Genomic DNA, 23,731 nt, shown 5'->3' with positions numbered 1-23,731 from the left:
GGCGCGGGCAAGCCCGCTCGCCACACGGGGCCCGGTATGCCTCTTGAGCGTTACTGAACGATCAGGTTATTGAACAGCAGGTCCTCGATCACCGGCTTGCCGGTTTCATCGCTCATCACCTGCTGAACCTGCTTCAGCGCTTCCTGGCGCATCTTTTCCTTGGCCTCGACATTGCTCATCGACTCCACGGTCTGCTGGGCGAACAGCGCCACCAGCTGGTTACGGATCAACGGCTCATTGGCCTTGACCGCCTTGGCCGCCTCTTCACCGGTCACGCGCAGGGCCACATCGGCCTTGTATACCTTGAGTTTCGGGCTGCCATCGAGGCCATAGTTACCGACAAACGGCGGCGTCAGGCTGATATAGCTGACTTTCGGGCCCGCCGCTTCCCCTTCCTTGGCTTCTTCCGCTGCCACTGCCGCCAGTGGCAGGGACAGGGCCAACATCAACATGATCAACGCTTTCACAATTCGCTCCTTATCCGGTTTGCGGCCTAGCATAGCGACCCGCACCGCCCTGCCCAAGCAAAAAGCTTATGGCGGACTATCAGGGTGGGGCATGCTCGTTGACCCTTCGATTCACACACCTACACTTATCGGCCATCACTCCCAAAGGAATAGCCCGATGAAAGCCGTGCTCTGCAAAGCCTTCGGCCCCGCCGAAACGCTGGTGCTGGAAGAGGTCGCCAGCCCGCTGCCCGCGAAGAACGAGATCCTGCTGCAGGTGCACGCCGCCGGGGTGAACTTCCCGGACACGCTGATCATCGAGGGCAAGTACCAGTTCAAGCCACCCTTCCCGTTTTCCCCGGGTGGCGAGGCCGCCGGCGTGGTCGCCGCGGTGGGCGAGAAGATCAGCCACCTCAAGGTCGGCGACCGGGTGATGGCCTTGACCGGCTGGGGCAGTTTTGCCGAAGAGGTGAAAGTGCCCGGCTATAACGTGCTGCCGATCCCCGCCGCCATGGACTTCACCACCGCCGCCGCCTTCAGCATGACCTACGGTACCTCCATGCACGCGCTCAAGCAGCGCGCGCAATTGCAGCCGGGGGAAACCCTGCTGGTGCTCGGCGCCTCCGGAGGCGTGGGCCTGGCCGCCGTGGAAATCGGCAAGGCCATGGGCGCCCGGGTGATCGCCGCCGCCAGCAGTGCCGAGAAACTCGCGGTGGCCAAGGCCCTCGGTGCCGACGAACTGATCAACTATGGCCAGGACAACCTCAAGGATGAAATCAAGCGCCTGACCGACGGCAACGGCGTCGACGTGATCTACGACCCGGTCGGCGGCGACCTGTTCGACCAGGCCATCCGCTCCATCGCCTGGAACGGTCGGCTGCTGGTGGTGGGCTTTGCCAGCGGGCGCATCCCGGAGCTGCCGGTGAACCTGGCGCTGCTCAAGGGTGCCTCGGTGGTCGGAGTGTTCTGGGGCTCGTTCGCCCAGCGCCAGCCCCAGGACAACGCCGCCAACTTCCAGCAACTGTTCAGTTGGTACGCCGAGGGCAAATTGAAGCCGCTGGTGTCGCAGACCTATCCACTGGCGCAGGCCGGCCAGGCCATCAATGACCTGGCCCAGCGCAAGGCCGTCGGCAAAGTGGTGGTGCAGGTGCGTTGAGACGCTGACAATAGTTTCACCCGGCCGGATGCCGGAATGCCGCTATATTTTGCCCATGGCCCGGGTGCGCTCATGGCGAGCGCGCCCCCTACGTCCCCACGAGGCAAATCCATGCTCAAACTGCTACAGACTCTGCTCCCCGGCGTACTCGCTTGCTCGGCGCTGATCCTCGCCACACCGGCCATGGCGCACAAGGAAGTCGGCTTGAGCGATGTCACGGTGCTGATCGTCCGCCACGCGGAAAAACCCGACCAGGGCCGCGGGCTCAGCCCCGCCGGCGAACATCGGGCCCAGGCCTACGCCAGCTACTTCGATCCCTTGTCGCTCGACGGCTCGCAACTGACCCCGCAACGGCTGATTGCCACCCGTGACAGCAAGGAAAGCGACCGCCCGCGCCTGACTCTCACACCCTTGTCGCAACGCCTGGAACTGCCCATCGAACAACCCTACGCCGACGAGGAGGTCGACCAGTTGGTCAAGTCCCTGGGCAAGGACAACAGCGCGCCGGTGGTACTGATCGCCTGGCACCATGGGCATATCGACAATCTGATCGAAGCCTTCGGCGGCGATGCGAAAAAGCTCACCGGGCAAAAGCACTGGCCGGAAGCGGTCTATGACTGGCTGATCGTGCTGCGCTTCGACCATAAAGGGCAGTTGATCGAATCCCGCAGTGAAAAAATCCAGGAGCCGCTATTTCCCGGCTGACACGCGGGGGAGCGCCGCTACACCTCGTAGTGTCCTTTCGGGCTCACCATGAGCCCCAACTGACGATGCCAGCCCGGATTCAAGCCGAGGACGTAGTCGAAACTCAACAGCCTGAGCAATTGCTTCAGATCCGCCACGCTCCGGGCGCAATAGGCCTGTTCCCCGGGGGTAAAGAACAGGCAGGGAAAATCAATATCGTAAACCAGCGGACGGCCCGCTTCGTCGCTGTGATGCACCACATCGCCGCCCTGATAGCCTTCCGCGCGAACCGCTGTGTTCAGGGCTTTGCGGAGCAGGTTGAGACGCGGCGTCATGTTGCCCCGATGTGGGTCCTCATGCTGATCGAAAAAACGCTCGTCATGGCGCCAGCGATCGCTATCCGGCACCCTGCGCCGGTCCACCCCTGAACGGGAATAGCTGTCGCGTCCGGGAAAGACCGCCCACAGGTCATAATCGCAGGTGGTCGCGGCCCGATAAGTACGGCGTGCCTCCTCCGGACAGCCGGGATCGACGATGGCCATGACCGGGAGCAGGTTTGCCCGATCGGAAAGCTGATTCCGCCCGGTCAGGCTATTGGACAGCCGACGCTCTTGCGCTCCATAAAACACCGCCCAGAGGCCCTCGCCCCTGGCGCCGGCAACCGAGGTTGTATATTTCAAGACAAAGTTCATGGAAACACCCAGCGGCGCGCGCGCCGTATAGTGCCTTTCCTGGTGATTACCGCCCACCAACGTCATGCACTTCAACTGGCCCTCCAACGCTTGACGTCGGCGGTCGCTAATATACAAGGGTGTTTCGTCCGCGCCGAAGTCCACGGCCTCTTGCAGTGCCTCGCGCTGACTGGAGAAGTCCGGATTCTTGGTGAATCGGGGGTCGGCCAGGACAAACCCGGCCATTGGCCCCCAGGTGCAACTTTTGGCTTTATTGTGAAAGCCCTTGGTGGCATAACTTTCCAGCAACAAACCAGTGGCACAAGGGCCCACGGCCCGTACGGCGATGACGCACTTGTGAGCGTCGGCCACACGCTGAAAGGCCCGTCCATGCTGTATCGGCATACCGGTACTGATAATGGCGGACAGGCCATGGGACATATTCAGATTCATCTACAACTTCACTCGACCGCAAAGATCAGGCGTTATAGCACTGCAATACCGCACTCATGAACGTGGATAATGAAACAATTCTTGAAGCCCCCAAACAGCCCAACAACAGACGATCAGCCGATTAATAACCCGCTCTTGTACTGATATAAAATAGCGCTTTCAACGACGATAAAATCAGCGTGTTATATTTCTCTTTGCTTCTTTTAATAGCTCTTCGGGCAACCCGATCATCGACATGATTGCACTGCGCCAGAGGGGTTTATCGATCCATCGAACCGAACACGATCCCTTGTGGGAGCCGGCTTGCCGGCGATGAGGCCGGCAAGTCCTGCATCGACATCGGTCCGCCATCGCCGGCAAGCCGGCTCCTACAGGTTCGCGGGGTGCCTGGTATTAGTGAGAAGCCGAACGACAGCGCTTGAGCCGCGCCTCCAGGTTGCGATCCGGCATGGCGTGGCTGCGCAAGGCGCTGGCGGTCTGCTCGACGTAGTCGCGGGTGCTGCCATAGCGCCCGCAGGCGCTTTCGAGTACCTGGTTCAACACATGGTCCGGCAGGTTGCCGGCATAGCTGGGAAGGTGCCGCTCCAGCACAAAGCCCAGCGCCTGAACCGTCTGCCCGGTGGCCAAGCGGCAATTGAGCCAGTGCGGTCGATAGGACGGCACCGGCATCTCCCGCTGCCACAAGGCATAGAGCGATGCTTCCAGTTGATCGTCCGACAGGCGATAGGCGAAACCGCTGCAGGAACCGCCGCGATCCAGGCCGAACACCAGTCCCGGAAACTCCGGCGTGCCCCGGTGTTCATGGGACCACAGGTACAAGCCCCGATGGTAACCATGAACCCGCCCGCGTACCCGCTCCACGGCGGAGCACTCGGGACGCCAGATCAACGAGCCGTAGGCGAACAGCCAGACCGGTCCGCCTTTGTGCCGGGCCATGGTGGCCTGCATGGAGCAGAGCAGTTGCTCGTGGGACAGTTGCGCCCCCAGCTCCAGGCGCGGCGGATAGGCCAAACTCGACAACGCAGGATCGATAGCGGTCATGACAAATTGCGTGGGGTTCCTGATCATTACCAGTTGTAAGTCACTTTACCGTAATAAAACCCGCCGCTGTAACCGTACGGCGAAAAAGTGCTGCAGGTCAGGATGCCGCCGTTATTGATGTAGCCATTGCTGACTCGATAGAGGCCAGCGGCCCGGCGGATATATATCCTAATGTTCTGTAACAAATAAATTAAATATTAAAATCGCATAACGATAAGCTAAACATCGCGTACGGGAATAACCCTACATACACTTCAGAGGCCACGGTCTGACAATCCGATTTCGACTTACGTATAACGGCCGCCTACTTCAATCGCTACGTTTCACCAGGGGCCAATGACCATGAAGCAATCATTCCTTATTCGGGGCTTGTGCCTGTTCCTGCTGGCGCCCACCGCCTGGGCGTCGAACGATTCGAGCGCTGCTGACAAGGGCTTCTGGTACCTGCAGACCAGCGTCGTCACCCGCCATTTCTCGCCGGACCCGGACCACAACAATCACCAGGACCTGATCGGCCTGGAACGCAATGAGGCCTCGGGTTTTCTCTATGGGGCGGCGACGTTTCGCAACTCGTTCAGCCAGCGCTCGTATTACGCCTATGCCGGCAAACGCTTCGAGAGCGCCGATTATCCGGTGTACCTGAAAGTCACAGGTGGCTTACTGCAGGGCTACAAAGGCCAGTACCGCGACAAGATCCCGTTGAACCACCTGGGCGTTGCGCCGGTGATCATTCCTTCGGTCGGCGCGCATTACGGGCCGGTGGCGGCGGAGGTGGTGTTGCTGGGTTTCAATGCGGCGATGCTTACCGCCGGGGTGCGTTTCTAAGGGTTTTTCAGCGGTCTTGAGGGCCTCTGTGGCGAGGGGGCTTGCCCCCGTTGGGGCGCGAAGCACCCCTAAAAGCTAACACCTCGTTTTACCTGATACTCCTCGATCACTGGTTTCGGGGCTGCTTCGCAGCCCAGCGCGGGCAAGCCCGCTCGCCACAAGGTGCCACCCGTACAGGAGCAACTGCGGGGTTAGGGCCTGGGCGCATAGGCAAACACATCGGCACGCATCTGGTGTGCATCCATCCCGGCATTCACCAGGGCGTCCAGCGTCGCGTAGATCATCGCCGGCGAGCCGCTGGCATAGACACTCACCCCCGACAAGTCGGCAATGTCTTCGCGGACCGCCTCGTGCAGCATGCCGCAACGCCCTTCCCAGCCACACAAATCGCTGACCACCTTGTGCAGGAACAGGTTCGGCAGTTGCTTCCACTCCTCCCAGTGCTCCAGGGTGTAGAAATCCTCGGGCCGACGCACACCCCAGTACAAGTGCACCGGATGCTGGAAGCCAGTGGAACGGCAATGCTCGATCAGGCTGTTCATCTGTGCCATGCCGGTGCCCGCCGCGATCAGCACCAGCGGTCCATCGGGCAACTGGGCCAGGTGGGTATCGCCAAACGGCAATTCGACCCGAGCCATGCCGTTGCGCTGCAACTGCTCGATCAGACTCTGGGCGCTGGCCTCGCGCACCAGCACATGCAGCTCGAGATCACGCCCGGCGTGCGGCGCCGAGGCCAGGGAAAACGCCGATTTCTCACCGTTGTCGCGCTCGATCATCAGGTACTGGCCGGCGTGATAACGCGGCGGCTTGCCCGCCGGCGCACGCAGGCGCACGCGCCAGACATCACCGCCGATCTCGACGCATTCGATCAACTGGCAGGCCAACTTGCGCACCGGCAGTTCTCCTTGCGCGAGCACGCCATCCCACAGCAGCACACAGTCTTCCAGGGGCTCGGCGATACAAGTGTAGAACTCGCCATGATCACGCACATCGCCGGCCTGCGCGACCCGTCCTTCCACCAGCAACGCCGCGCACACATGGCAGTTACCGTTGCGACAGCTTTGCGGGCAGTCATAACCCAGGCGCCGGGCACCGTCGAGAATCCGCTCGCCGGGCCGTATCTCAAGCACGGCGCCGGACGGCTGCAAGGTCACACGCATCAATCTATTCCTAACTGATTCCAAATGGCATCGACCCGTCGGGTCACGGCCTCATCCTTGACGATCACCCGGCCCCACTCACGCGTGGTCTCGCCGGGCCATTTGTGCGTGGCATCGAGCCCCATCTTCGAACCCAGGCCGGAGACCGGCGAGGCGAAGTCGAGGTAGTCGATCGGCGTGTTATCGATCATCACCGTGTCGCGCTTGGGGTCCATGCGCGTGGTGATGGCCCAGATCACGTCGTTCCAGTCGCGGGCGTTGATATCGTCGTCGGTGACGATAACGAACTTGGTATACATGAACTGTCGCAAAAACGACCAGACACCCAACATGACGCGCTTGGCGTGGCCCGGGTACGACTTCTTCATGGTGACGATGGCCATGCGGTACGAGCAACCTTCCGGCGGCAGGTAGAAGTCGGTGATTTCCGGGAACTGCTTCTGCAGGATCGGCACGAACACTTCGTTCAACGCCACGCCGAGAATCGCCGGCTCATCCGGGGGCCGGCCGGTGTAGGTGCTGTGGTAGATCGGCTTGATCCGGTGGGTGATGCGCTCCACCGTGAACACCGGGAAGTTGTCGACTTCGTTGTAATAGCCGGTGTGGTCGCCGTACGGGCCTTCCGGGGCCATCTCGCCCGGATGGATCACACCTTCCAGGACGATTTCCGCCGAGGCCGGCACTTGCAAATCATTGCCCCGGCACTTGATCAGCTCGGTGCGGTTGCCCCGCAGCAGGCCGGCAAAGGCGTATTCGGAAAGGCTGTCCGGCACCGGGGTCACCGCGCCGAGAATGGTCGCCGGGTCCGCGCCCAGGGCCACGGACACCGGGAACGGCTGGCCCGGGTGCTTTTCGCACCACTCGCGATAATCCAGCGCACCGCCACGGTGGCTGAGCCAACGCATGATCACCTTGTTGCGGGCGATCACCTGCTGGCGATAGATGCCGAGGTTCTGGCGGTCCTTGTTCGGCCCCTTGGTCACCGTCAGGCCCCAGGTGATCAGCGGCGCGACATCGCCCGGCCAGCAATGCTGGACCGGCAACTTGCCGAGGTCGACGTCATCGCCTTCAATGATGATTTCCTGGCAGGGCGCGTCCTTGACCACCTTCGGCGCCATGGCAATGATCTTGCGGAAGATCGGCAGCTTGGACCAGGCGTCCTTGAGCCCCTTGGGCGGCTCCGGCTCCTTGAGGAAAGCCAGCAGCTTGCCGATTTCGCGCAGTTCGCTGACCGCTTCGGCCCCCATGCCCAGGGCCACGCGCTCGGGCGTGCCGAACAGGTTGCCGAGCACCGGGATATCAAAACCGCTGGGCTTTTCGAACAGCAGCGCCGGTCCCTTGGCCCGCAAGGTGCGGTCGCAGATCTCGGTCATTTCCAGGATAGGCGACACTGGAACCTGGATGCGCTTGAGTTCGCCGCGCTGTTCCAGGCCGCTGATAAAGTCGCGCAAGTCGCGATACTGCATGCGTGAGCCTCGTAGGGTCCGTGGCGTTCGGGGTGGGCAGTTTACCCGGTTCGCCCCGATACCGCGCAATCGAACAACGCCCAGACAGCAAAAAGCCGGGTTTCCCCGGCTTTTGCGTTCCTGCTCGAGTTACTTGCGTTTCATCGAGAGGAAGAACTCATCGTTGGTCTTGGTCTGTTTCAGCTTGTCGATCAAGAACTCGATGGCCGCGACTTCATCCATCGGATGCAGCAGCTTGCGCAGGATCCACATGCGCTGCAGCTCGTCGTCGGCGGTCAGCAACTCTTCGCGGCGGGTACCGGAACGGTTGATGTTGATCGCCGGGAAGACGCGCTTTTCAGCGATCTTGCGGTCCAGGGGCAGTTCCATGTTGCCGGTACCCTTGAACTCTTCGTAGATCACTTCGTCCATCTTCGAGCCGGTTTCAACCAGCGCGGTGGCGATGATGGTCAGCGAACCGCCTTCCTCGATGTTACGCGCGGCACCGAAGAAACGCTTTGGCTTCTCCAGGGCGTGGGCATCGACACCACCGGTCAGGACCTTGCCGGAGCTCGGGATCACGGTGTTGTAGGCACGCGCCAGACGGGTGATGGAGTCGAGCAGGATCACCACGTCCTTCTTGTGCTCGACCAGGCGCTTGGCCTTCTCGATGACCATTTCGGCCACTTGCACGTGACGGGTTGGCGGCTCGTCGAACGTCGAGGCGACCACTTCGCCGCGCACGGTGCGCTGCATTTCGGTCACTTCTTCCGGGCGTTCGTCGATCAGCAGGACGATCAGGTGCACTTCCGGGTTGTTGCGGGTGATGTTCGCCGCAATGTTCTGCAGCATGATCGTCTTGCCGGCTTTCGGCGGCGCCACGATCAGGCCGCGCTGGCCCTTGCCGATCGGTGCACAGAGGTCGATCACGCGACCGGTGAGGTCTTCGGTGGAACCGTTACCGGCTTCCATCTTCATGCGCACGGTCGGGAACAGCGGGGTCAGGTTCTCGAAGAGAATCTTGTTCTTCGCGTTTTCCGGACGATCGAAGTTGATCGTGTCGACCTTGAGCAGGGCGAAATAACGCTCGCCTTCCTTCGGCGGACGGATCTTGCCGACGATGGTGTCACCGGTACGCAGGTTGAAGCGGCGGATCTGGCTCGGCGAGACGTAGATGTCGTCCGGGCCGGCCAGGTAGGAGGCATCCGAAGAGCGGAGGAAGCCGAAGCCGTCCTGGAGGATCTCCAGCACGCCATCACCGGAGATTTCCTCGCCGCTTTTCGCGTGCTTTTTCAGCAGGGAGAAAATCACATCCTGCTTGCGCGAACGGGCCATATTTTCTATGCCCATCTGTTCGGCCAATTCGAGCAGTTCGGTAATCGGCTTTTGCTTGAGTTCAGTCAGATTCATATAGGAATGACGTAATCATTTATGGAGGGGGGAGAAATTAAGCTTTTGGCTTAATGAGGCCGCGCCGCAGAGAAGGCGACAGGATCGCGTACTTGTTCGAAAAGGAGAGCGTCGGCGACGGCTTGCAGGGGGCAGTGGAGAAACCAGTGCGGGGCCGAATGTAACACCTGTCATTCTGGACGTCTAGCCCCTGACAACGAAAAAAGCCCCGCTATTTGCGGGGCCTTTTTGACGATGCCAACCTTACAGGTGGGCGTCGAGGAACGCGGTCAGCTGGGACTTGGACAGCGCGCCGACCTTGGTCGCTTCGACGTTGCCGTTCTTGAACAGCATCAGCGTCGGGATACCGCGCACGCCATGCTTGGCCGGGGTTTCCTGGTTTTCGTCGATGTTCAGCTTGGCGACGACCAGTTTACCTTGGTAGGTCGTGGCAATCTCGTCCAGGACCGGGGCGATCATCTTGCAGGGGCCGCACCATTCAGCCCAGTAGTCGACCAGCACAGCGCCTTCGGCCTTGATTACATCGGCCTCGAAGCTAGCGTCGCTAACGTGTTTGATCAGATCGCTGCTCATGGAAGTCTCCAGGTTGTAAGCAAAAAACGTCGCTCATCATAGCTGGCCTTCCTACGTACAGGAAGCCGCAGTTAATTGAGTCTAACTATGACAAATCATCAGTTTGGGTATAGCCCAATCCGATTTCTTCTGCACAAATGCGCGCGCGTGAGCACCACCGCCCCTTGTAGAGCCTGGCTTGCCAGCGAAGCCTTCAGCGATCTCACGGGCCTCTTCGCTGGCAAGCCAGGCCCCTACAGGTTCCGCGTCCAGCCTCGATGGGGGCGATCAGGCCGGCGTGACGAAGACAATACCAGTACGCAGGGCGGCGTTGCGCACATGCTCCTGCATCGCCTTCTGTGCCGGGCCCGAGGCGCGCCGCGCCAGGGCGCGGAGGATCTTGCGGTGCTCCTGCCAGGTCTCCATGGCCCGCTCCGCCCGGATGAACGGCAGCTTCTGGCTTTCGAGGAACAACTCGGCACTGGCACTGAGGATGCCGACCATGGCCTGGTTGCCGCTGGCCAGCAGGATGCGCCGGTGAAAATCGAAGTCCAGCCGGGCGGCCGCGTCGAAATCCCCGGCCTTGAGTTCCAGCCGCAGGGCCTCGACGTTGTCCTCCAGGGCATCCAGCTCGTCGGCGCTCAAGGTCACCGCCGCCAGGCCCGCGGCAAAACCCTCCAGGGCATAACGCAACTGGAAGATGTCCTGCGCTGAGGCCTGGGCCGCGAACGGCCACGCCAGGCCGCCGGCCGCCGGTGCCAACTCCACCGGCGCCTGCACGAACACGCCCTTGCCCGGCTGCACGCTGATCACCCCCAGGGCACTCAGCGACGACAGGGCCTCGCGCAGCGACGCCCGGCTCACCCCCAGGCGCAGCGCCAGGTCGCGCTGCGAAGGCAACACGTCACCCGGGCCGAAACCTTCGTCGGCAATCAGTTTGCGAATGGCTTGCAGCGCCACTTCCGGGACGGCGCGGGAGATCGAATTCATTGTTTTTTTCAGCTGTTGGTCCGGGAAAGCGCTAGTTGTAAAGCTATTGGGCGGATCCGGCAAGTCACGCCCAGCGCTGGTTCAGCGCCGCGAACGAATGCTCGATAAGAGTGCGAAAGCCTTGCTACTGTTCAGACCAGTAAGACCATGAAAAGTCCCGCCCCGCCAGCAGGAACAGGGTTTCGCACAAGTGTGGCATGGGCTGTGCACTGCACCGGACAGAGATCGCCCTTCTGGATTCGGAGAGTTGCCATGATCAAACGCCGCAGCGCCCTGCTCACTGCCTTGCTGGCCAGCCTGATGCTGAGCCAGGCCCCCGCCCAGGCCAATGGCCTGGACGACATCATCGCCCGTGGCACCCTCAAGGTCGCCGTGCCCCAGGACTTCCCGCCGTTCGGCTCGGTGGGTCCGGACATGAAACCCCGTGGCCTGGATATCGACACGGCGAAACTGCTGGCCGAACAACTCAAGGTCAAGCTGCAGCTGACCCCGGTCAACAGCACCAACCGCATTCCGTTCCTTACCACCGGCAAGGTCGACCTGGTGATCTCCAGCCTCGGCAAGAACCCCGAGCGGGAGAAGGTCATCGACTTCTCCCGGGCCTATGCGCCCTTCTACCTCGCGGTCTTCGGCCCGCCGGAGGCGCCGATCAACAGCCTGGCGGACCTCAAGGGCAAGACCATCAGCGTCACCCGCGGCGCCATCGAGGACATCGAGCTGACCGCCGTGGCCCCCGAGGGCGTGACCATCAAGCGTTTCGAGGACAACAACACCACCATTGCCGCGTACCTGGCCAAGCAGGTCGACCTGATCGCCAGCGGCAACGTGGTGATGGTGGCCATCGCCGAGCGCAACCCGAAACGCATCCCGGCGTTGAAGGTCAAGCTCAAGGACTCGCCGGTCTACGTCGGGGTGAACAAGAACGAGCCGGCCCTGCTGGAAAAAGTGAACCAGATCCTCGCCACGGCCAAGGCCGACGGCAGCCTGGAGAAGAACGCCCAGTTGTGGCTCAAGCAGCCGCTTCCGGCCGACCTCTGATCGCGCTCGCCTGAGGTCCGCTCCATGGCTTATCAGTTCGACTTCCTGCCGGTGCTGCACAACGCCGACCTGCTGTTGCGCGGCGCCCTGTTCACCCTGGAACTGACCGCCATCGGCACCTTGCTCGGGGTCGGCCTGGGCATTGTCGGGGCCGTGGTCAGGGCCTGGCAGATCCGCCCCTTCGCGGCGATCTTCGGCGTCTACGTCGAATTGATCCGCAACACGCCGTTCCTGGTGCAGCTGTTTTTCATTTTCTTCGGCCTGCCGTCCCTCGGCCTGCAGATTTCCGAGTGGCAGGCGGCGGTACTGGCGATGGTGATCAACCTCGGCGCCTATTCCACGGAGATCATCCGTGCCGGTATCCAGGCGATCCCGCGCGGGCAACTGGAAGCCGCCGCGGCACTGGCCATGACCCGCTTCGAAGCCTTTCGCCATGTGGTCCTGCTGCCGGCGCTGGGCAAGGTCTGGCCGGCCCTGAGCAGCCAGATCATCATCGTCATGCTCGGCTCGGCGGTCTGCTCGCAGATCGCCACCGAGGAGCTGAGCTTCGCCGCCAACTTTATCCAGTCACGCAACTTTCGCGCCTTCGAAACCTACACCCTGACCACCCTGATCTACCTGGTCATGGCGCTGCTGATCCGCCAGTTGCTGAACTGGCTGGGACGCCGCTACATCACGAGGAACCGCTGATGGATTTCACCTTATGGGACATCCTCGACAACCTGCTGGTGGGCCTGCAATGGACCGTCGTGCTGTCGCTGGCGGCCTTTGCCGGCGGCGGGCTGATCGGCCTGCTGGTGATGGTCCTGCGCATCAGCGACAACGGCTTGGCCCGGGGTTTCGCCCGGGCCTACATCGAGCTGTTCCAGGGCACGCCGCTGCTGATGCAGTTGTTCATGGTGTTTTTCGGCGTGGCCTTGCTCGGGGTGGATATCTCGCCCTGGCTGGCGGCGGCCATCGCCCTGACGCTGTTCACCAGCGCCTACCTGGCGGAGATCTGGCGCGGCTGTGTCGAGTCGATTCCGGGCGGCCAGTGGGAAGCCTCGGCGAGCCTGGCCCTCACCCCCTACGAACAATTGCGCCATGTGATCCTGCCCCAGGCCCTGCGCATTGCCGTGGCGCCGACCGTGGGCTTTTCGGTGCAGGTGATCAAGGGCACCGCGGTGACCTCGATCATCGGCTTCACCGAGTTGACCAAGACCGGTGGCATGCTCGCCAACGCCACGTTCGAACCCTTCATGATCTACGGCCTGGTGGCCCTCGGTTATTTCCTCCTGTGCTACCCCCTGTCCCTCAGTGCGCGCTACCTGGAAAGGAGACTGCATGCCGCTTCTTAGAGTTTCTGCCCTGCATAAGTATTACGGCGACCACCACGTGCTCAAGGGCATCGACCTCAGCGTCGAGGAAGGCCAGGTGGTGGCGATCATCGGTCGCAGCGGCTCGGGCAAGAGCACCCTGCTGCGCACCCTCAACGGCCTGGAGTCGATCAACGACGGGGTGATCGAGGTCGACGGCCACTACCTGGACGCCGCCCGCGCCGATCTGCGCACCTTGCGGCAAACGGTCGGCATGGTGTTCCAGCAGTTCAACCTGTTCCCGCACCTGAGCGTCGGCGAAAACGTCATGCTCGCGCCCCAGGTGGTGCAGAAAATGCCCAGGGCCAAGGCCGCCGAGCTGGCGCGACAGATGCTCGAACGGGTCGGCCTGGGGGAAAAATTCGATGCCTTCCCGGAACGCCTCTCCGGCGGCCAACAGCAGCGCGTGGCGATCGCCCGGGCCCTGGCGATGTCGCCCAAGGTGCTGCTGTGCGACGAAATCACCTCGGCGCTGGACCCGGAACTGGTCAACGAAGTGCTCAGCGTGGTCCGTCAGTTGGCCAAGGAAGGCATGACCCTGATCATGGTCACCCACGAAATGCGCTTCGCCCGGGAAGTCGGCGACAAGCTGGTGTTCATGCACCAGGGCAAGGTGCACGAAGTGGGCGACCCCAAGGTCCTGTTCGCCCACCCGCAAACGCCGGAGCTGGCGAACTTTATCGGCAGCGTCGAACAACCGGCCTGAGCCGTTACTCGCCCGACAGCAGTTCGAAACGCCCGCGACCTTCGACCGGCGTCTCGTCGTGCACCCGGATCGCACTGACCGGCAGGTGCGTGTCGATCTCGACCTGTGCCGAGAAAAACTGCCCCTTGGCCGGCAGGTCCCGGGCCAGAACCACCAGGCTCTGGCCCGGGACCATCAGGCGACTGGCCGCCGCCTCGGCCGGACCTTGCGCCGCGGCCAGGGTCACCGGCTGGCCATCGAGCCGGGCATTGCTCAGGCCCACCGTGAAACGCCCCTGGCGATCAAAGCGAAAGGCCTGCGGCCCCGCCGCCGGCCCGTCGAAACGCAGCATCATCGAGGTCGGCCGGGAGCAGGCAATGCTCAGGCTCAGCCGGCGGGCGCCGAGGAACAGCTCAGACTGCCCGGGCAGCAGTGACAAGCCGCCCGGGCGCAACGCACCCAGCTCGATCTGCGACTGGCTCAGCGACAGCCTGCAGTCATTGGCCCCGGCCGGGACCGAAAACAGCAACAGCACGACGCAACAACGTCGTGAAAGCGCGCGGATGCAAGAGTTCATAGCGGTCGTCATAGGGTTAACTCGCCCGGCAAACCGCCGTGGCCGTTTCATAGAGCCGGTCGCCGTCCGTGGACTCGGACAACTCGACCGGCAGCGTGCAGGCCGTGTGATCCGCCAGCCTGATCTCGAGCCGTTGGCCGGCCTCGACATTGCTCAGGAAAATCAGGCCATCGCCGACCACCGTGGTCAGGAACGCCTGGTCACCGCTGAACACCGACGAGCCCTGGGGCAACGGCGCGGCATTTTCGTCGGTGACCTTGAGCAGCAGCCGTCGCACCTTCACCACCGTGAAATCCACCCGATTGAATGACCCGCGCCCGGCTTCGAGGGTTTTCGTCCCGTTGCGCAAGTCGATCCGCCGCGGCAACGAGCGGGTGTCGACTTCCAACTGGCTGCTGCGATAGGCCGGCACGCCGGCGAGCACCGCCTGGCCGCTGGCGTCGGTCCAGACCGGGCCCTGGGGCGTGGCAATCCGCGCCCCGGAAAGATCGCCCACAGAGACCACGCCGAAGGTCTCCTGGATCGCGTAGGGCGAGAAGGTCAGGCCGCCCTCGTGCAGCGCAAGGCCTCCGGACAGCTGCCCGCTGTAGCCGGTGCTGGAGGGGCTGCGGGTCACCCCCAGGCCGACCTGGGTGTAACGCGGCATCAGGTTCACGTTGCCCCGGGTGATCTGCCGATCGCCCCTGAGGTCCTGCTCCAGGCCCAGGTCATAGCTGAGCGTGTCACTGACCCGTTCGCGGTAGTCGCCACCGATATCGAGACGCTCGCCACGATGATTGAGGTAGCTGCCGATGCGCCGCTCACCGCCCAGCGGCACACTGACCCCCAGGCGCACCCCCAGGCCCGAGTCGCGGGCATGGCGATCGCCGCCCGCACCGACGTCGGAGCCGACACTGAGGCTCAGGCTGGCGTAGCGGTAGCTCTTGCTCCATGAACCGTGCAGCCGCCGGGACAAGCGCCCGTCGAACATCACATTGCGCGAGTAACCGAAGCTGAAACCACCGAGCCGCGAGTCCGACCAGCCAAGCGCGGCGGTGTGCTGCCGCTTGAAGCGTGAGCCGGGATCATCCACCAGGCCCGCCTCACCGGCCTGCGGCAGGTCGCGATAGCCGGTACTGCGCAGGGTGGTGCTGAGGTCCAGATCGACACCCGCCACCAGCGGGATGTTCAGCGACAGGCTGTCCTGGCTTCCCGCCAGCGCGCGCCGGGTATCATGGGACAGGCTGTTGCGCAGGCCGACGCCGACCTGCGGCCAAAGGCGGCTGTCGAGCGCCCAGCCGGTTGCGCGGTAATTATCGCTGCCCAGTAGCCCGGCGCTGAAGGCCCCCGCCCGGCCAACCCCCCAGGTGCCGCTGCCGGTGGCGAGCAACGGCGGTTCCTCGACGCGGCCATGACCACCGCGCAGTCGCCCCAGGGCCAGGTAGTAGCCGGGCTGGACCGCCGCCGCGCCCGGAAAAGAGGCGGCGGGCACGACGAAACGGCGCTCGGCGCCGGACTGGTCGATCACCTTCACCTCCAGGTCGCTGGTGCCGTTGAGCAGCGGCAAACCGCCCAGGCTGAACGGACCTTGCGGGACCAGGGTGGTATGGATCAGCGCCCCGGACTGGCGGACCTCGACCCGCGACGCGTCGAAAGCCACGCCCTCGACCAATACCCCGTGGCCGGCCTGGCCCCGCTGTGCGCCATCGGGCATGAGCTGCATGCCGGAAAGCCGGACCCCGGCAAACACCGGTCCGGCACTGTTGATCTGGCCGGCCTGGAAGGTCGTCTGCCACGGCAGGAAATCTCGCTGCGCATAGGCATACAAATGCGAGGTCTGCTCCTGCCCGTCATTGGAAACGTGCAACTGGCGGCTGCGGACCACCCAGTCACCAGCATTGAACCCGGCCTCGGTGGTCGCCGAAAAGAAACGCCCGCCGCCCTGGCGTGAACGCGTATCGAAACCTAGCACATCATAGTTGAGCAGCCCGGCCGTGCCGCCACGGGCATAGACCCCACTGTCCAGCGCCGCCCCGCGCAGGGCCTGGGTCGGCACCAGCAGGGCAACCTCCTCGCTGTTGGGCCGCAGCATGACCCGGGTCTGCGGGTACTCGCGCAGAAAGGCATGACAATCCTCCCCGGTGGCCCGCGCGTCGGCGTCGGGCATCTGCAACCCGGCCTTGTCCAGCAACCCGGAGGTGAAACACAACTCGCCGTCCCGGTCGAAACGTAGCGCTGTCAGTCCCAGGCGATTGCCGTTGAGTTCCAGCATCACCCACTGCATCCCTTCGCGAAAGCGTGGCGCCGAGCGAAAGTAATCGGCCACCTGCGGATCGAGGCCGCGCTCGGAAAGCACCGACAGGTCAAACTCCGCATCCGCCCCATCATCCTTGTTCTCGGCGGCGAGCGGCTCGCCCAGGCCCAACAAGGCCGCGACACCGAGCGCCTTGGCCAACCCCGATGCCGGAGCGAACTTACCTGGCGGTCCCGGGTTTCTCATGAGGCCGTCACAGCGCCTCGGCCAGGATCGGGGCTTCGTGACGCGCGACGGCAAAACCATAGACCGTGGCCGGCTGTAGCGTGACCGAGGTGGCCGGGGGCTGCGTCGCGTCCATTTCGATCGCCAGCGCCTCCCCCGGCAGGACATAACCGCGACTCAGCATCACGCTGACCTTGTGCGGATTGAGTTCCAGCTCCGGCGACAGGCGCACCACATAGGGACTGTCGTTGCGCACCACCAACCGGGATTTTTCCCGATGCCAGGTCAGCTCCTTCCAGGGCGCCGGATGCCGGGCCAACCCCTTGGGATGCAGGATCAGCGGCAGGTTCTGGCGCAGGCTGATGCCAACGGTAGCGCCGACCCTGGTCTTGCGCTGGGGAATGCCTTCAAAGGTAACGCGCTTCAAACGCTGGGTCTTGAGTGGCTCGCTGTTGGCGCTGAGCAAGCGGACCAATTGTGTCTCACCGGCATCGACCCGGGTGACGGGCGGCGTGATCACCACCAGCGACTCAAGATCCTCGGGAATGGATTCGATAGCCGAATGTAGCAAGGCCGGACCGTTATCGGTGTTCTTGATCTGGATACTCGCCTCCCCCTCCTCCTCATAGAGAACCACCACCGTGGTTTCCGGTTGCATGCCATCGGCACGGGCGACACTCCAGGAAACCCCGAGGAGAAAGAACAGCACACCGGCCCACAAAGACCCGGACACCGGTACAAGGGTCACAACTTTCAAGCGATATGCTCCTGGCGAACGAGTTCTTATTGTTCGACACAAATTACAACGGAGCACCGGCACATGAACTTGTGCCGGTCGCCCTGTTACTTATATCAACATGACTCAGAGATAACGCAGTTCCAGCGTCGCCAGACCGTCCAGGTATATCTCTTCGGTCACATCCAACTCGGAAGTCTTGTTGATAACCGCCTGGACTTCCAAGGTGCCGCTGATCCGTTGTACCGCCGCCGGATGATTGGCAAAGACCCCACTCCAGGACATGATGTTCTGGTACTGGCCCAAGGCGCCGTTACCACGATTCCAGCTCAAGCCGTTATTGGTCGAGACGATCGTGTTGACCAACGGAAAATCAGCCACGGAGTCTTTCACGCTCAGGGCGTAACCGCCGATCCGCTTGCCATGCGCCGTGGTACCCAGGCCGTAGTTGTAGACATCGCCATACTCCGGGCCGATGGCCGACTGCAGGATCCCCGGGACCTTGCTGGCGGAACGATTGTCGAGGGTCTTCACCCCGACCCGGGTGCCGCCGTCGCAATTGACCGAAAACGGTACCCCTCTCGGCTGCAGGGCCGTGTAGGCGTTGACACCCAACTCGGCAGCACGGATTTTCCCATAATCGACCACCCCGCCATTGTGCAGGCTCAAGGTGCAACTGGCCGGAACGATCGTTCCTTTGACCAACAGGTCCGCCGCGTGGACATTGCCCCCCAGCGCAACCAATAAAGCACCGAGCGTCCAGCCGGATACCAACTTCATTTTCCTACTCCCTATTATTAAGTTTTAGCAGATGTATGTTATTCAGGACGGCGGGTTTCAATCCCGGGTCTCACCCGAAACAGGGCAAGTACTCAGGCCTCCCGAGTGTTGCCAAATAAATAATTAACACCCAGGCTTGATTGCCAGACGCTAGTTTCCACGCTGGCCCCTGACAAAAAAACCGGAAGTGGCCATGCTGGCGGTAAGACAAGGAAACAAGCAGTGCCAACTTTCACAAAGATCACCGTCATCACAACTCATGACCCAGGTCATCAATGTGAAATATTTATGTAGGAAAATTGAAGTAATGATTTTCCAACCCGCCCACCGCAAGCCCCAGGCCTGATGTTCCAAGGCGTCCTACGTTGGCGTCGGCGCCTGATCGTGGCACGATGGCGAGGTTATCGACCGAGATCCTTCAACCATGCCGCAATCCCAAGCCAAGAATCTGTCCCTGATCGCAGCCATCGACCTGGGCTCCAACAGCTTCCATATGGTCGTGGCCAAGGCCCAGAACGGAGAGATCCGGATCCTGGAGCGCCTCGGCGAGAAGGTTCAACTGGCGGCCGGTATCGACGAGGACCGTCAGCTCACCGAAGAATCCATGCAGCGCGGGCTCGACTGCCTGAAGCGCTTTGCCCAGTTGATCAACGGCATGCCCCTGGGCGCCGTCCGTATCGTCGGCACCAACGCCCTGCGCGAAGCGCGCAACCGCGGTGAATTCATCCGCCGCGCCGAAGAAATCCTCGGCCACCCGGTGGAAGTCATTTCCGGCCGTGAAGAGGCCCGGCTGATTTACCTCGGCGTGTCCCATACCCTCGCCGACACCCCGGGCAAGCGCCTGGTGGCCGATATCGGCGGCGGCAGTACCGAATTCATTATCGGCCAGCGTTTCGAGCCGCTGCTACGCGAAAGCCTGCAAATGGGCTGCGTCAGCTACACCCAGCGCTATTTCCGCGACGGCAAGATCACCCCGGCCCGCTACGCCCAGGCATATACCGCGGCACGCCTGGAAATCATGAGCATCGAGCACGCGTTGCACCGCCTGACCTGGGATGAGGCCATCGGCTCGTCCGGGACCATCCGCGCCATTGGCCTGGCCCTCAAGGCCGGCGGCCAGGGCAGCGGCGAGGTCAATGCCGAAGGGCTGGCCTGGCTCAAGCGCAAGCTGTTCAAGCTCGGCGACGTCGAGAAAATCGATTTCGAAGGGATCAAGCCCGACCGTCGTGCGATCTTCCCGGCGGGCCTGGCGATTCTCGAAGCGATCTTCGACTCCCTCGACCTGCAACGCATGGACCACTGCGACGGCGCCCTGCGCGAAGGCGTGCTCTATGACCTGCTTGGCCGCCATCACCACGAGGATGTGCGCGAGCGCACCCTCAGTTCACTGATGGAGCGTTACCACGTCGACCTGGAGCAGGCGGCGCGGGTCGAGCGCAAGGCACTGCATGCCTTTGATCAAGTGGCGGATGCCTGGGAACTGTCCGACGGGGTCTGGCGCGAACTGCTGGGCTGGGCCGCCAAGGTCCATGAAGTAGGCCTGGACATCGCCCACTACCAGTACCACAAGCACGGCGCCTACCTGATCGAGCACTCGGACCTGGCCGGCTTCTCACGGGAAGACCAGCAAATGCTCGCGCTGCTGGTGCGCGGGCACCGGCGCAATATTCCCAAGGACAAGTTTGCCGAGTTCGGCGATGACGGCATCAAGCTGATTCGCCTGTGCGTGCTGCTGCGCTTCGCGATCCTGTTCCATCACATCCGCGGTACCCAGGAAATGCCGCAGGTCACCTTGCGGGCCAACGGCGATAGCCTGGATGTGGTGTTTCCCAAGGACTGGCTGGAGCAGAACCAGCTGACTCAGGCCGACTTCGCGCTGGAAGCGGAGTGGCTGACCCGAGTCAGTATTACCCTCAACGTACGCTGAGGACCGGGTTGCTCAGGCGTTCGAGCAAGGTCGCCTGGGCACTGCGCGGGTTCTGGTTGCCGGTCGGCGTGTTGCGGATATAGCGACCGTCCGATTGCAGGCTCCAGCTGTGGGTGTTATCGGTGAGATAACTTTCCAGCTCTTTCTTGACCCGCAGGATCAGCTTCTTGCCCTCCACCGGGAAGCAGGTCTCGACGCGCTTGTCGAGGTTGCGCTCCATCCAGTCGGCACTGGAGAGGAACATCTGCTCCTCGCCGCCGTTGAGGAAGTAGAACACCCGGGTGTGTTCCAGGAAGCGGCCGATGATCGAACGCACATGGATATTGTGCGAAACCCCGGCAATGCCCGGACGCAGGCAGCACATGCCGCGTACCACCAGGTCGATACGCACGCCGCACTGGCTGGCCTTGTACAATGCGCGGATGATCTTCGGATCGGTCAGCGAGTTGAACTTGGCAATGATGTGCGCCGGCTTGCCGTCGATGGCGAACTGGGTTTCCCGGGCAATCATGTCGAGCATGCCCTTCTTCAGGGTAAACGGCGCGTGCAGCAACTTCTTCATGCGCAGCGTCTTGCCCATGCCGATCAACTGGCTGAACAGTTTGCCGACGTCTTCGCACAGCGCGTCGTCGGACGTCAGCAGGCTGTAGTCGGTGTACAGGCGGGCGTTGCCTGCGTGGTAGTTACCGGTACCCAGGTGTGCGTAGCGGACGATCTCGCCGGCCTCGCGACGCAGGATCAGCATCATCTTGGCGTGGGTCTTGAAGCCGACCACGCCGTAGATCACCACCGCCCCGGCTGCTTGCAGGCGGCTGGCCAGTTGCAGGTTGGACTCTTCGTCGAAGCGCGCGCGCAGCTCGATCACCGCGGTGACTTCCTTGCCGTTGCGCGCCGCGTCCACCAGGGCGTCGACGATTTCCGAGTTGGCGCCGCTGCGGTACAGGGTCTGGCGCACGGCCAGGACGTGCGGGTCCTTGGCCGCCTGGCGCAGCAGGTCGACCACCGGGGTGAAGGATTCGAACGGGTGCAGCAGCAGGATGTCCTGCTTGCTGATCACGCTGAAGATATTCTCGCTGTTCTGCAGCAGTTTCGGGATCTGCGGGGTGAACGGCGTGTATTGCAACTCCGGATGGCTGTCGAGGCCGGTGATGCTGAACAGCCGCGTCAGGTTCACCGGACCATTGACCTGATACAGCTCGGTCTCGTTCAGGTTGAACTGCTTGAGCAGGTAGTCCGACAGGTGTTTCGGGCAGGTATCGGCCACTTCCAGGCGCACGGCGTCACCGTAGCGGCGGGAGAACAGCTCACCGCGCAGGGCGCGGGCCAGGTCTTCGACATCTTCGGAGTCCAACGCCAGGTCGGCGTTACGGGTCAGGCGGAACTGGTAGCAGCCCTTGACCTTCATGCCCTGGAACAGGTCGTCGGCGTGTGCGTGGATCATCGACGACAGGAATACATAGTTATCGCCAGGCCCACCCACGTCTTCGGGTACCTTGATGATCCTCGGCAGCAGCCGTGGCGCCGGGATGATCGCCAGGCCCGAGTCGCGGCCGAAGGCGTCGATGCCTTCGAGCTCGACGATAAAGTTCAGGCTCTTGTTCACCAGCAACGGGAACGGGTGCGTCGGATCGAGGCCGATCGGGGTGATGATCGGTGCAATCTCGTCACGGAAATAGCGACGCACCCAAGTCTTCAGCTTGGTGGTCCAGTAGCGCCGACGGATAAAGCGCACCTGGTGCTTTTCCAGCTCCGGCAACAGGATGTCGTTGAGGATCGCGTACTGCCGATCGACATGCCCGTGCACCAGCTCGCTGATGCGCGCCAGGGCCTGGTGCGGCTGCAAGCCATCGGCGCCGGCCTGTTCGCGGGCGAAGGTGATCTGCTTCTTCAGCCCGGCGACGCGAATTTCGAAGAACTCGTCCAGGTTACTGGAGAAGATCAGCAGGAACTTGAGGCGCTCCAGCAGCGGATAGGACTCGTCCAGCGCCTGTTCCAGCACGCGGATGTTGAACTGCAGCTGCGACAGCTCACGGTGGATGTACAGGCTGCTGTCATCCAGGCCGGGAATCGCCACCGCCGTCGGCGCCACCACGGGCGGCGCCTCGGCAACCACCGGCACGGGCTCCAGCTCCGGCGGGGTTTCGACGATCTGCTCGACCACCGGTTGAGCGTCTTTTACTTCAACTTCGCTGAGTCCTTCGGTATTCATCGAGTGTTCCTGTGAGGGCTATTTCTGCTCTCGTAGCAGTTGAGCGGCGCGGGCGGCAAAGTAGGTCAGGATGCCATCGGCACCAGCCCGTTTAAAAGCGGTCAAGGATTCAAGAATAACGCCTTCACCCAGCCAGCCATTCTGGATGGCCGCCATGTGCATGGCGTACTCACCGCTAACCTGATAGACAAATGTCGGCACCTTGAATTCATCCTTGACCCGAAAAAGGATATCCAGATACGGCATGCCCGGCTTGACCATGACCATGTCGGCGCCTTCGGCGAGATCGGCGGCCACTTCATGCAGGGCTTCGTCGCTGTTGGCCGGGTCCATCTGGTAGGACGCCTTGTTCGCCTTGCCCAGGTTCAGGGCAGAGCCGACGGCATCGCGGAAAGGACCATAGTAGGCGCTGGCGTACTTGGCCGAATAGGCCATGATCCGCACATTGACATGATCGGCCAGTTCCAGGGCTTCGCGGATCGCCTGGATGCGTCCGTCCATCATATCGGAAGGCGCGACCACCTGGGCGCCCGCCTCGGCATGGGACAGTGCCTGCTTGACCAGGGCATCGACGGTAATATCGTTCTGCACGTAACCGTGCTCGTCGAGAATGCCGTCCTGCCCGTGGGTGGTGAACGGGTCCAGGGCGACGTCGGTAATCACCCCCAGCTCCGGGAACCGCGCACGCAGGGCGCGGGTGGCGCGCTGGGCAATCCCTTCCGGGTTCCAGGCCTCGCTGGCGTCCAGCGACTTGAGTTCCGGCGGCGTCACCGGGAACAGCGCCAATGCCGGAATCCCCAGTTCGACCCAGTTCGCCGCTTCTTCGAGCAGCAGGTCGATGCTCAGGCGCTCGACTCCCGGCATCGACGCCACGGCTTCGCGGCGATTTTCGCCGTCCAGGACAAACACCGGCAGGATCAGATCATCGACTGTCAGAACGTTCTCACGAACCAGACGGCGAGAAAAATCATCACGGCGATTGCGACGCAGGCGGGTAGCAGGAAACAAGCGATTGGCGGGGGTAAAGCTCACGGCAGACTCCTGAGCCCGCACAAGCGGGCGAGCATGGCAGTTATAAGCGGCCATTATGACGAAGGAATTACAGTTGTGCTTACTCCTGCGACCCGTCGCCA

The 23,731-nt window shown here is 62.5% G+C and carries 22 protein-coding genes; 8 read left to right on the top strand and 14 right to left on the bottom strand.

From position 1 onward, the window contains the following. Nucleotides 1–50: 50 nt before the first annotated feature. The gene (locus M5B96_RS03040; RefSeq protein WP_248795019.1) at nt 51–467 is read right to left on the bottom strand and encodes a flagellar basal body-associated protein FliL; all 417 of its coding nucleotides are present in this window, start codon (nt 465–467) and stop codon (nt 51–53) included. A gap of 157 nt (nt 468–624) precedes the next feature. On the opposite strand from M5B96_RS03040, the gene M5B96_RS03035 reads away from it, so the two are divergent. Together M5B96_RS03035 and M5B96_RS03030 are read left to right on the top strand one after the other, a co-directional pair. Then, a complete protein-coding gene (locus M5B96_RS03035; RefSeq protein WP_248795018.1) occupies nt 625–1,602 on the top strand; it encodes an NADPH:quinone oxidoreductase family protein in 978 nt (325 codons plus the stop codon). 111 nt (nt 1,603–1,713) lie between these two features. Further along, nucleotides 1,714–2,307: a flagellar basal body-associated protein FliL gene (locus M5B96_RS03030; protein WP_248795017.1), complete on the top strand. Its 594-nt coding sequence runs from the start codon at nt 1,714–1,716 to the stop codon at nt 2,305–2,307. Nucleotides 2,308–2,324: 17 nt separating this feature from the next. Here M5B96_RS03030 and M5B96_RS03025 read toward each other — a convergent pair whose 3' ends face one another. Together M5B96_RS03025 and M5B96_RS03020 are read right to left on the bottom strand one after the other, a co-directional pair. Next, entirely contained in the window at nt 2,325–3,410 is a 1,086-nt protein-coding gene (locus tag M5B96_RS03025; protein WP_248795016.1) for a CyaA/EF/ExoY family adenylyl cyclase toxin, read from the bottom strand. Between the two features lie 393 nt (nt 3,411–3,803). Then, the gene (locus tag M5B96_RS03020) at nt 3,804–4,451 is read right to left on the bottom strand and encodes a gamma-glutamylcyclotransferase (protein WP_248795015.1); all 648 of its coding nucleotides are present in this window, start codon (nt 4,449–4,451) and stop codon (nt 3,804–3,806) included. A 342-nt stretch (nt 4,452–4,793) separates the two neighbouring features. On the opposite strand from M5B96_RS03020, the gene M5B96_RS03015 reads away from it, so the two are divergent. Then, on the top strand, nt 4,794–5,276 hold the full coding sequence (locus M5B96_RS03015) for a sn-glycerol-3-phosphate transporter (protein WP_248795014.1): 483 nt from the start codon (nt 4,794–4,796) through the stop codon (nt 5,274–5,276). Nucleotides 5,277–5,467: 191 nt separating this feature from the next. On the opposite strand, the gene M5B96_RS03010 is transcribed toward M5B96_RS03015, so the two are convergent. The 5 genes from M5B96_RS03010 to M5B96_RS02990 all read right to left on the bottom strand — a co-directional run bounded on the left by M5B96_RS03010 (nt 5,468) and on the right by M5B96_RS02990 (nt 10,833). Continuing rightward, a complete protein-coding gene (locus tag M5B96_RS03010; RefSeq protein WP_248795013.1) occupies nt 5,468–6,436 on the bottom strand; it encodes a CDP-6-deoxy-delta-3,4-glucoseen reductase in 969 nt (322 codons plus the stop codon). Beyond that, nucleotides 6,436–7,902, bottom strand: coding sequence for a 4-hydroxy-3-polyprenylbenzoate decarboxylase (gene ubiD, locus M5B96_RS03005; protein WP_248795012.1), 1,467 nt, complete (start codon nt 7,900–7,902; stop codon nt 6,436–6,438). Before ubiD ends, M5B96_RS03010 begins: the two co-directional genes overlap by 1 nt. Nucleotides 7,903–8,031: 129 nt before the next feature. After that, nucleotides 8,032–9,291: a transcription termination factor Rho gene (gene rho, locus M5B96_RS03000; protein ID WP_100942095.1), complete on the bottom strand. Its 1,260-nt coding sequence runs from the start codon at nt 9,289–9,291 to the stop codon at nt 8,032–8,034. A 243-nt stretch (nt 9,292–9,534) separates the two neighbouring features. Then, the gene (gene trxA, locus M5B96_RS02995) at nt 9,535–9,864 is read right to left on the bottom strand and encodes a thioredoxin TrxA (RefSeq protein WP_248795011.1); all 330 of its coding nucleotides are present in this window, start codon (nt 9,862–9,864) and stop codon (nt 9,535–9,537) included. 267 nt (nt 9,865–10,131) lie between these two features. Further along, nucleotides 10,132–10,833, bottom strand: coding sequence for a FadR/GntR family transcriptional regulator (locus M5B96_RS02990; RefSeq protein ID WP_248795010.1), 702 nt, complete (start codon nt 10,831–10,833; stop codon nt 10,132–10,134). A 252-nt stretch (nt 10,834–11,085) separates the two neighbouring features. On the opposite strand from M5B96_RS02990, the gene M5B96_RS02985 reads away from it, so the two are divergent. Genes M5B96_RS02985 through M5B96_RS02970 form a run of 4 tightly spaced genes read left to right on the top strand, consistent with a single transcriptional unit; the run spans nt 11,086 to nt 13,932 of the window. Further along, nucleotides 11,086–11,871: a transporter substrate-binding domain-containing protein gene (locus tag M5B96_RS02985; RefSeq protein ID WP_248795009.1), complete on the top strand. Its 786-nt coding sequence runs from the start codon at nt 11,086–11,088 to the stop codon at nt 11,869–11,871. A gap of 24 nt (nt 11,872–11,895) precedes the next feature. After that, nucleotides 11,896–12,561: an amino acid ABC transporter permease gene (locus M5B96_RS02980; protein ID WP_248795008.1), complete on the top strand. Its 666-nt coding sequence runs from the start codon at nt 11,896–11,898 to the stop codon at nt 12,559–12,561. After that, the gene (locus M5B96_RS02975) at nt 12,558–13,208 is read left to right on the top strand and encodes an amino acid ABC transporter permease (RefSeq protein ID WP_248795410.1); all 651 of its coding nucleotides are present in this window, start codon (nt 12,558–12,560) and stop codon (nt 13,206–13,208) included. The genes M5B96_RS02980 and M5B96_RS02975 overlap by 4 nt, the downstream gene beginning before the upstream one ends. After that, the gene (locus M5B96_RS02970; protein WP_191490094.1) at nt 13,195–13,932 is read left to right on the top strand and encodes an amino acid ABC transporter ATP-binding protein; all 738 of its coding nucleotides are present in this window, start codon (nt 13,195–13,197) and stop codon (nt 13,930–13,932) included. Before M5B96_RS02975 ends, M5B96_RS02970 begins: the two co-directional genes overlap by 14 nt. Nucleotides 13,933–13,936: 4 nt before the next feature. On the opposite strand, the gene M5B96_RS02965 is transcribed toward M5B96_RS02970, so the two are convergent. The 4 genes from M5B96_RS02965 to M5B96_RS02950 form a co-directional block, all read right to left on the bottom strand. Continuing rightward, on the bottom strand, nt 13,937–14,488 hold the full coding sequence (locus M5B96_RS02965) for a hypothetical protein (protein ID WP_248795007.1): 552 nt from the start codon (nt 14,486–14,488) through the stop codon (nt 13,937–13,939). 16 nt (nt 14,489–14,504) lie between these two features. After that, nucleotides 14,505–16,967 (bottom strand): fimbria/pilus outer membrane usher protein, encoded by a 2,463-nt coding sequence (locus M5B96_RS02960; RefSeq protein WP_248795006.1) that lies wholly within the window; start codon nt 16,965–16,967, stop codon nt 14,505–14,507. A gap of 7 nt (nt 16,968–16,974) precedes the next feature. Then, nucleotides 16,975–17,652, bottom strand: coding sequence for a fimbria/pilus chaperone family protein (locus tag M5B96_RS02955; RefSeq protein ID WP_263859444.1), 678 nt, complete (start codon nt 17,650–17,652; stop codon nt 16,975–16,977). Nucleotides 17,653–17,808: 156 nt separating this feature from the next. Continuing rightward, a complete protein-coding gene (locus M5B96_RS02950) occupies nt 17,809–18,462 on the bottom strand; it encodes a DUF1120 domain-containing protein (protein WP_248795005.1) in 654 nt (217 codons plus the stop codon). Between the two features lie 424 nt (nt 18,463–18,886). Between M5B96_RS02950 and ppx the strand changes: the two genes are divergently transcribed. Beyond that, complete coding sequence (gene ppx / locus M5B96_RS02945) at nt 18,887–20,389, top strand: exopolyphosphatase (protein WP_248795004.1); 1,503 nt, start codon at nt 18,887–18,889, stop codon at nt 20,387–20,389. Here the strand turns inward: ppx and ppk1 are convergent. After that, nucleotides 20,376–22,598: a polyphosphate kinase 1 gene (ppk1, locus tag M5B96_RS02940; protein WP_248795003.1), complete on the bottom strand. Its 2,223-nt coding sequence runs from the start codon at nt 22,596–22,598 to the stop codon at nt 20,376–20,378. The genes ppx and ppk1 overlap by 14 nt on opposite strands. An 18-nt stretch (nt 22,599–22,616) precedes the next feature. Next, complete coding sequence (gene hemB / locus M5B96_RS02935) at nt 22,617–23,630, bottom strand: porphobilinogen synthase (protein WP_248795002.1); 1,014 nt, start codon at nt 23,628–23,630, stop codon at nt 22,617–22,619. Between the last annotated feature and the right edge of the window lie 101 nt (nt 23,631–23,731).

This window comes from Pseudomonas sp. MWU13-2105, from assembly GCF_023242315.1.
Classification (GTDB): domain Bacteria; phylum Pseudomonadota; class Gammaproteobacteria; order Pseudomonadales; family Pseudomonadaceae; genus Aquipseudomonas.
Note: the sequence above shows the minus strand (reverse complement) of the source record. Positions and strands in the feature narration are given on the sequence as shown.

Excerpts from the sequence above, each read along its gene's own strand:
- M5B96_RS03035 (WP_248795018.1), top strand. The coding sequence starts at position 625 with ATGAAAGCCGTGCTCTGCAAAGCCTTCGGCCCCGCCGAAACGCTGGTG.
- M5B96_RS03030 (WP_248795017.1), top strand. The coding sequence starts at position 1,714 with ATGCTCAAACTGCTACAGACTCTGCTCCCCGGCGTACTCGCTTGCTCG.
- M5B96_RS03025 (WP_248795016.1), bottom strand. The coding sequence starts at position 3,410 with ATGAATCTGAATATGTCCCATGGCCTGTCCGCCATTATCAGTACCGGT.
- M5B96_RS03020 (WP_248795015.1), bottom strand. The coding sequence starts at position 4,451 with ATGACCGCTATCGATCCTGCGTTGTCGAGTTTGGCCTATCCGCCGCGC.
- M5B96_RS03015 (WP_248795014.1), top strand. The coding sequence starts at position 4,794 with ATGAAGCAATCATTCCTTATTCGGGGCTTGTGCCTGTTCCTGCTGGCG.
- M5B96_RS03010 (WP_248795013.1), bottom strand. The coding sequence starts at position 6,436 with ATGCGTGTGACCTTGCAGCCGTCCGGCGCCGTGCTTGAGATACGGCCC.
- ubiD (WP_248795012.1), bottom strand. The coding sequence starts at position 7,902 with ATGCAGTATCGCGACTTGCGCGACTTTATCAGCGGCCTGGAACAGCGC.
- rho (WP_100942095.1), bottom strand. The coding sequence starts at position 9,291 with ATGAATCTGACTGAACTCAAGCAAAAGCCGATTACCGAACTGCTCGAA.
- trxA (WP_248795011.1), bottom strand. The coding sequence starts at position 9,864 with ATGAGCAGCGATCTGATCAAACACGTTAGCGACGCTAGCTTCGAGGCC.
- M5B96_RS02990 (WP_248795010.1), bottom strand. The coding sequence starts at position 10,833 with ATGAATTCGATCTCCCGCGCCGTCCCGGAAGTGGCGCTGCAAGCCATT.
- M5B96_RS02985 (WP_248795009.1), top strand. The coding sequence starts at position 11,086 with ATGATCAAACGCCGCAGCGCCCTGCTCACTGCCTTGCTGGCCAGCCTG.
- M5B96_RS02980 (WP_248795008.1), top strand. The coding sequence starts at position 11,896 with ATGGCTTATCAGTTCGACTTCCTGCCGGTGCTGCACAACGCCGACCTG.
- M5B96_RS02970 (WP_191490094.1), top strand. The coding sequence starts at position 13,195 with ATGCCGCTTCTTAGAGTTTCTGCCCTGCATAAGTATTACGGCGACCAC.
- M5B96_RS02965 (WP_248795007.1), bottom strand. The coding sequence starts at position 14,488 with ATGAACTCTTGCATCCGCGCGCTTTCACGACGTTGTTGCGTCGTGCTG.
- M5B96_RS02960 (WP_248795006.1), bottom strand. The coding sequence starts at position 16,967 with ATGAGAAACCCGGGACCGCCAGGTAAGTTCGCTCCGGCATCGGGGTTG.
- M5B96_RS02950 (WP_248795005.1), bottom strand. The coding sequence starts at position 18,462 with ATGAAGTTGGTATCCGGCTGGACGCTCGGTGCTTTATTGGTTGCGCTG.
- ppx (WP_248795004.1), top strand. The coding sequence starts at position 18,887 with ATGCCGCAATCCCAAGCCAAGAATCTGTCCCTGATCGCAGCCATCGAC.
- ppk1 (WP_248795003.1), bottom strand. The coding sequence starts at position 22,598 with ATGAATACCGAAGGACTCAGCGAAGTTGAAGTAAAAGACGCTCAACCG.